Genomic DNA, 7,361 nt, shown 5'->3' on the forward strand with positions numbered 1-7,361 from the left:
GTCATGTGCCTGCCGGGTTCGGCAACAAGATTATCAGCGTCCATCCCGTGGTGAAGTAACGCTGGATGTCGCGGGCCGTGAGCTGGCCCCAGCATCCGATCGGGCGGGCATCGGCAACAAGACCCTTGGTGAGCCCATCGAGGGCATAGCCCTGACCAGCGCGAATACCTTTTCGGCGGGCATCGCGTCGTGCACCGCCTCCCAGCCGCCATGATTTCGTCATGTATATACATGACAGTTTTCCGACAGGCTTCCGAGATACACGACAGCGGCGATTTTCCTATAGTCGCTAACGTCAAGCTCCGTAACCTTCGATGCCCCGTAGTGGACCAGGGGCCGGTACGGGGGCGAGGCCATCGGCGGCTGGGCAACAGCAAGATCGGACGATCGGTACGCGCTCCTCCACGGCGCCGATGAGAGGAGCGTCCACTCGAACGCAGGAGGTTCCCACGTGTTTCGAGACGCAGGCCAGCCGGTACGAGCAGTGCCGCCGGCAGGCGCCGCCGCGATTATTGACCGGAAGGACCCTTCATGCCATTAATCGACCCGATCACCGCCGTGACGCGACGACGTACCACCGCACCACGGCGGTTGCCCGAGCCGAGGCACAAAAATCCGACGACACGGGAGCGTCGACGGCGCTGGATCACCGCTGTGGTCGCCGTTCTGGTCGGGCCGGCGGTCCTGGCCACGACATTGACGCTGAACACCTCGGCGGCGCAGGCCGTGAACAATGACGGCACGTCGTCGTTCGCCACATACAACATGCACGGCTCCGACAACGGATTGACCTGGCGGTCGGAGATCCAGCGGCTGACCGCGCACAACGCGGTGGTGGCGCTGCAGGAGGCCGGCAGCGGGCCGCCGATGCCGGCGAGCATGGACCGGAGCAACTTCCGGCAGATCCGGCTCAATCCGTCCCGCCCCAGCCCCTTCCCCGGTTCGGTCACGCAGGTGACCTGGCCGGGTGGCCCGAGCGGCGGCAACCGTTACGTGTACTTCCTGCAGACGGACCCCCGCCGGGTCGGTGACACGGGCCTGGACACGTGGGACGGCGGCCAGATGAACGTGGCGATGGTCACCGATTCCCAGGCCGATGAGGTCCGCGTACTCGAGAACCCGGCCTACGACCCGAACCCGAACGCCCCGAACAACCGTTACCGGGCGCGTCCGCTGCTCGGTCTGCGGTTCGGGAACACCTGGTATTGGAACACGCATGCCCGCGGCGAGGACGTGCCCGGACTGCTCAACCAGGTTCGGAACTTCGCGGCCACCGATGGCCGCAACTGGGTCCTGGTCGGCGACTTCAACCTGAACATCCTCAACCGTTCCGACGACGAGGCCCGCAACCAGTCGCTGCATCTGCGCGCTGATGAGACCCTGGTCCGCACGGGTCAGCCGACGTTCATCAACGGCAACAACCCGAGTGAGCTGGACTACGCGATAACGCACGGCCTGCCAGCGTTCACCGCGACCATTCCGAGGGGTGCTGGATCCGACCACGTGCCTGTGGACTTTGCCCGGACACCGCCGCCGGCCCAGCCGCCAGCCCCGGCCCGCGTCTACGGCACCGTGCTGGCCACACCGAGCGGCCGTCTGCTGCAGGAGAACCCGGACCGTTCGATCGCGATCGGGGACGCCCGCTACGACAACAACCAGACCTACCGGATGTACACCACCGACTCGCTTACCCACTACCTGCGCAACGTCGGCACCGGAGACTGCGTCGCGGTCGCGCCGGACGCCCGCCGGGACGTGTCCTCCCGGATCGTCGCCGACACGTGCGATGACCCGCGCTCGCAGTGGACGATCAGCCATCTTGAGGACGACCCGGTGCCGAACGACGACAACGGCGGACCACAACGCTGGCAGAGCGTGGCCTTCCCCGGGCTCTGCCTGACTCCGGCTGGCAACTCGGTGACCGCGGCGCCGTGCACCCAGGACGCTGCCCAGCGGTGGTGGGACAGCCCTTCCTCCCTCCCTACAAACTGGCAGACGACTGACGCGAACGTGCGACTCGAATCCGCGTTCAATGGCCGGCTGCGGCGGATCGGCAAGGTCGCCAACACCGAGGTCTATACCGCATCCAAGCCGCCCGCCAGCTGGTGGATCTATTGGTGGTTGTGGGAGAAGCAAGATTTCGGCTGGAACATCCAGCGGATTAGCCCGGACGACAACCTGGTCCGAATCAAGAGCCTGGACGGTGACCTTTGGTGCCTGGGCAGCCGGGACGAGCACGCCACCAAGACAACGGCTGCCGTGCTCCAGGTGTGCGACGCCCCCCGCGGCGTCGACGGGGCTGGCCAGCGTTGGCTGGCCGAGAGCTACCCAGACGGGACCATCCGCTTCCGTAACGAGGCGAACCACCTGTGTCTGCTGTCTCCCGACGGCCAGAGTGGTTACGCCTCGCTTTACGAGTGCCAGGACATCCCGGCCGAGCGCTGGAGCGTGGTGAAGCCCTGAATCGCCGGGCCGCCTGGACCGGCGCGTACGATGGTCCAGGCGGCCCAGTCTCCGGGCGGGTTGACCCGCGGTGACGGACCGGTTAGGTGTGGTGAGCCGCACTCATGATCGACCAGGGCCATATTGACAGACCAGGCAGGCTGAACGACAAGCGCGGTCATCGCAAAAGCGATAGTCAGTCGGCACGGCGCCACAACCAAGCATCCATTCGGTCGCCCGCGTAGACCAGCGCAGCGCCATTCGCGCTGATATGCAGCTCGCGCACATGCGACCCGCCCGCAGCGGTGCCCGGCGGTTCAGTCAGGGATTTGGTTTCGACGTTGCCGCTGGTTACGTCCCACTGCAGTAGCACTGTGTTGTCGTAGGCGCCGGACACCAGCGTCCGGCCGTCCGGAGTGAAGTCGAGACACAGCACCCCGCCGCCATGGCCGTTCAGGTCCGAGGCGAAATGCACGCCGGTCTGGTCGACATGCCACAGCACAATCGGACCGCCGTTGTCCTGGCCGGTCGCGAGCATCGTCCCGTTCGGGTTGAAGGAGGCCGTGAAGACCGATCCCGGTGCATATGCGGGTTCTCCCACCGGCTGTAGGCGGTTGATATCCCAGAGGACTATTTTTCCCTGCGAATCCGGTGTGCCCGGCCTGGCTGGTTCGGCGACAGTGACGAACCAGCGCCCGGTCGGATCCACCTCCGTACTCCAGAGTTCGCCGTCCGCTTGTACCACCCCCGCTTCACCCGTGGCGATATTCCAGACCCGGGCGGTGTGATCCTGGCTCGCGCTGACCAGCGTGGCACCATCCGGCGAGAACGACAGCGAGCGGATGTTATCGCGGTGCCCTGTCATTCGCCTCGGCGGTGCATGTCCCGCGAGATCCCACAGAACGACAGTCTTGTCCATTCCACCGCTGGCGAGAATTGTTCCGTCCGGGCTGAACGCGAGAGCGTCGACACGACCGGAATGGACCCCGATCAGGGTTGCTGTGCTTTTTCCGGAGGACGTGTCATAGAGAATGATTTTTCCGTTCTCGCCGCCAGTCGCGGCCACCGTTCCAGAACCGTTGATAGCCACGCTGGTAACATTGCTGGTCTGCCCCTTCAGCAGCATCGGCCGGGCCGTGTCGAATCCGCCGAACGGCACAGCTGGCGGTGCCGCGGTTACCCTGCGGTCCGGACCCGTCCGAGCGTCGTCCCCGCTGGGGGCGAACACAAGGACAGCTGTCACCGCAACGGCCACCGTCACGGCGATCAGGCCGCTTGCCAGTCCGATCGTTCGGGCCCGAGTACGGCCTGGCCGAGTATGGCGTGGCCAGGCCTCTTTCGTCGGCGTAGGCAGGATGGTTGGAGCGGCGGCGGCATGCGGTTCGTCGGTCTCAGGCGGCCTGTCTGGGCCGGTTGCGGTCAGGGCGCGTGACTCAGGAACAGATGTCGGCACGGACGTGACAGGCTCCCGTACCGTGTCGTCTGTGTCCGCGGATTCGCCGGGGCTGTCACGGGCGTCATCATCACGCGGTACCGGCGGTACCGGCAGCGGATCAACCACAGGCAGGTCGGCGAATCGCTGAAACACCGGGTTGCCCGGAAACATCTCGAGCGCGGCCCGCGCGATCCGACGGTAGGGGTCGACGGCGATTCCGTTCTCGAACGAGCGGAACGTCTCCGCCCACCACAGCGTCGCGTTGAGTCCGACCCAGTCGAGATGCCGGTCGGCCGGGATGCCGATCTCCAGAAGAAGGTGGTGCGCGGCGGTCTGGTTGGAGAAGGCCACCGCGAGCGCGGACCGCAGTATGCGAACGTCGTCGTTCCCATGTGCCGCCCCGCCCAGCAAGGCCACCCCGACTCCTCACTCCGATGCCTGTAGATCGCGGAAGAAGGATACGACCGCATCCGCCCACTGACGGGCTGGGAGGACAGCGAGGCGTGGCCTACACCAGGACCACCGACTGTTCCGTCTCAACGGCGATGCCAGTTGAGGGGTGGCGGCGCCAACGGCACGGCGGATCATAGAATATACGTCGGTGATGCCTGGGTGACCGCTTCGCGGGCCAGCATCCCGCCGGCTCAACTCGCCGACCTGCATATCTGTCACTGCGGCGCGTTCGCCTACATCGCAGGCCAGGTCGCTGACGGAGAGAGGATCCCGCTGACGCGGCTGCGCTACGCGGGATCGGCCACACGCAGAGGCGTCCCCCGCGAAGGACGTACGGGCGAGACCCCCCGGGCCTGCCTGGTGGATATTGGTCGATGCGGGTGGTGATCCAGCAGGCGGTTCGCAAGGCTGCGGACAGCGGGGTCCCCGTGCGGCGCGCAGCGGGGTACGGGAGCGATGCGGCGGGGTGCCTGCTGGGCATCGATCCGCGCGATCGAAGATTTGCCAGACAGGCCCCAAGGTCACGAACCCCAGATCGGAACCGACGACGTGAACCCCCTGATCGCCAGCGCGTTCGACCTTCCCGACCATCTCACCCCCAAGGCCGACCCGACACTGATCGCCGGTGACGAGCAGCACTTCGCGGCCATCGCGGAGAGTCTCGAGCAGTCGATCGCTGACCTGTCCGACCGCCTCGACGCCGAGCGCAAGGCACCCGGCGGCATAGGCCAGGAGGCGATGGAGCGGGACATGGAGATCCACCGGCTGACCGCTCGCCTGCGCGCCCTGCGTCGCTTCGGTTTGGACCTGTGCCTCGGACGCATCGTCAGCGCGGACAACCCCGAGCCCCTGTACGTCGGACGACTTGGCCTCACGGACAGCGGGGGTCGCCGGCTGCTGCTCGACTGGCGTTCCCCCGCGGCTGAGCCGTTCTTCGGGGCGACCCACGCCAACCCGATGGGTCTGGCAAGCCGCCGCAGGTATCGCTGGACCCGCGGCCGGGTCAGCGACTACTGGGATGAGGTGTTCACTGTGGACGGGTTTGACGGGCACGCCGCGCTCGACGACCAGTCCGCCTTCATCGCCAGCCTGGCCAGCAACCGGTCGCCCCGGATGCGGGACGTGCTCGGCACCATCCAGGCCGATCAGGACGCTATCATCCGCGCGGGCTCCGACGGCGCTCTCGTCGTCGACGGCGGTCCCGGTACGGGGAAGACCGTTGTCGCTCTGCACCGCTCCGCCTACCTTCTCTACTCCGACCCTCGCCTCGGTCGCCGCCGGGGCGGCGTGCTGTTCGTCGGTCCACACCAGCCCTACCTGGCTTACGTCGCAGACGTCCTGCCCAGTGTCGGCGAGAAGGGCGTGCAGACCTGCACCCTGCGGGACCTCGTCGCCGAGGGAGCCGCGGCAGCGGTCGAGACCGACCCGGACGTGGCCCTCCTGAAGTCGTCCGCGGACCTGGTGAAGGCGATCGAGACGGCCGTTAGGTTCTACGAGGAGCCGCCCGCCACGGGCATGACGGTCACGACCCACTGGTCTGACATCTGGTTGAGCGCCGACGATTGGGCCGAGGCGTTCGACGCACCAGACCCCGGTACTCCGCACAACGATGCGCGCGAGCGGATCTGGGCGGAGCTGATCGCGATCATAACGGACAAGCACGATGGCGACGTCTCAGCTGACCTGCTCCGGAAGTCGCTGCCGCGGAACGAGGAGCTGCTTACGACCTTCAACCGGGCGTGGCCGCTGCTCGAAGCGGCTGACCTCGTCGCGGACCTGTGGTCGGTACCCGCCTACCTGCGCAAGTGCGCTCCCTGGCTCAGCCCCGATGACGTTCAGGCGCTGCAGCGTGGGGACACCCAGGCCTGGACGGTGTCCGATCTGCCGCTCCTGGACGCGGCCCGGCAGCGGCTCGGCGACCCGCGGGCGTCCCGGCGTAAGCGCCGGCATAACGCCGCTGTCGCCGCCGAGTGCGAGCAGATGGCCAAGGTCGTCGACAACCTGATCCAGGCTGCCGATGATGAATACGGCGTAGGCCTGGTGACGATGCTGCGCGGCGAGGACTTCCAGGACGTCCTAGCCGACGGGACCGCACCGCCCAGTACCGACCCGGACCTGCTCGCCGGCCCGTTCGCGCACATCGTCGTGGACGAGGCTCAGGAACTGACCGACGCGGAGTGGCAGATGCTGCTGCTGCGCTGCCCGTCCCGGAGCTTCACCATCGTCGGGGACCGTGCCCAGGCCAGGCACGGGTTCACAGAGTCGTGGCAGGAACGGCTCGAGCGGATCGGACTCGGCCAGATCAACCTGGCCTCCCTGAGCATCAACTACCGGACGCCGGAAGAGGTCATGGCGGAAGCCGAGCCGGTCATCCGGGCTGTGCTTCCGGACGCCAACGTGCCGACCTCCATCCGTGGCGGCGATATCCCCGTCATGCACGGATCAGCTTCGGACCTGGGCTCGATCCTCGATACCTGGCTTGCCGCGCAGGCCGACGGGATCGCCTGCGTCATCGGCGATCCCGCGTTCCGGGCGACCTCCCGCGTCCGGTCGCTGACCCCGGAGCTGTCAAAGGGGCTCGAGTTCGACCTGGTTGTCCTCATTGACCCGGAGGGGTTCGGCGACGGCATCGAAGGAGCGGTCGACCGCTATGTAGCGATGACGCGAGCGACCCAGCGACTCGTCATCCTCACGAGCTCCTGACATCGGCCGAGACCTCGTCGAGAACGCCACCTAGCCGGCTGACCTGTGCCCACGCGTTCGGCTACGGTTGGGTTCTCTGTTGCCCCCGTGCGGTAGCTCCTGCTCGGGCTGGTACCGGTCGTTGATTGTCCCGGCCGCAGCCATGTCCAGCGTGCCGACATAGCCCCGGAGCGAACACCACACAAAATACGGATGAACCCATGGGCATAGCTGGGCCGTGACTGGAGTTGATGGCCAAGAGCGCCCGGCAATAGGGGCGTGGATCAAGGAGCGGGGCTGGGGCGCGTGCCCCAGCCCCGCGACGCCGCGTCCCCTAGAGCCGGGCGCT

At 67.0% G+C, this 7,361-nt stretch carries 4 protein-coding genes; 3 read left to right on the forward strand and 1 reads right to left on the reverse strand.

The window, feature by feature from the left end:
* A partial coding sequence (locus tag MJ785_RS10095; RefSeq protein WP_239380559.1) for a hypothetical protein occupies positions 1 to 214 on the forward strand: 214 nt, incomplete at its 5' end.
* Between the two features lie 317 nt (positions 215 to 531).
* Positions 532 to 2,463, forward strand: coding sequence for an endonuclease/exonuclease/phosphatase family protein (locus tag MJ785_RS10100; RefSeq protein WP_239312865.1), 1,932 nt, complete (start codon positions 532 to 534; stop codon positions 2,461 to 2,463).
* A 175-nt stretch (positions 2,464 to 2,638) separates the two neighbouring features.
* Here MJ785_RS10100 and MJ785_RS10105 read toward each other — a convergent pair whose 3' ends face one another.
* Positions 2,639 to 4,294 (reverse strand): effector-associated domain EAD1-containing protein, encoded by a 1,656-nt coding sequence (locus MJ785_RS10105; protein ID WP_239380561.1) that lies wholly within the window; start codon positions 4,292 to 4,294, stop codon positions 2,639 to 2,641.
* Positions 4,295 to 4,879: 585 nt separating this feature from the next.
* Between MJ785_RS10105 and helR the strand changes: the two genes are divergently transcribed.
* Positions 4,880 to 7,033, forward strand: coding sequence for an RNA polymerase recycling motor ATPase HelR (gene helR / locus MJ785_RS10110; protein WP_239380563.1), 2,154 nt, complete (start codon positions 4,880 to 4,882; stop codon positions 7,031 to 7,033).
* Positions 7,034 to 7,361 lie beyond the last annotated feature (328 nt).

The organism is Protofrankia sp. CiT1, from assembly GCF_917627335.1.
Classification (GTDB): domain Bacteria; phylum Actinomycetota; class Actinomycetes; order Frankiales; family Frankiaceae; genus Protofrankia.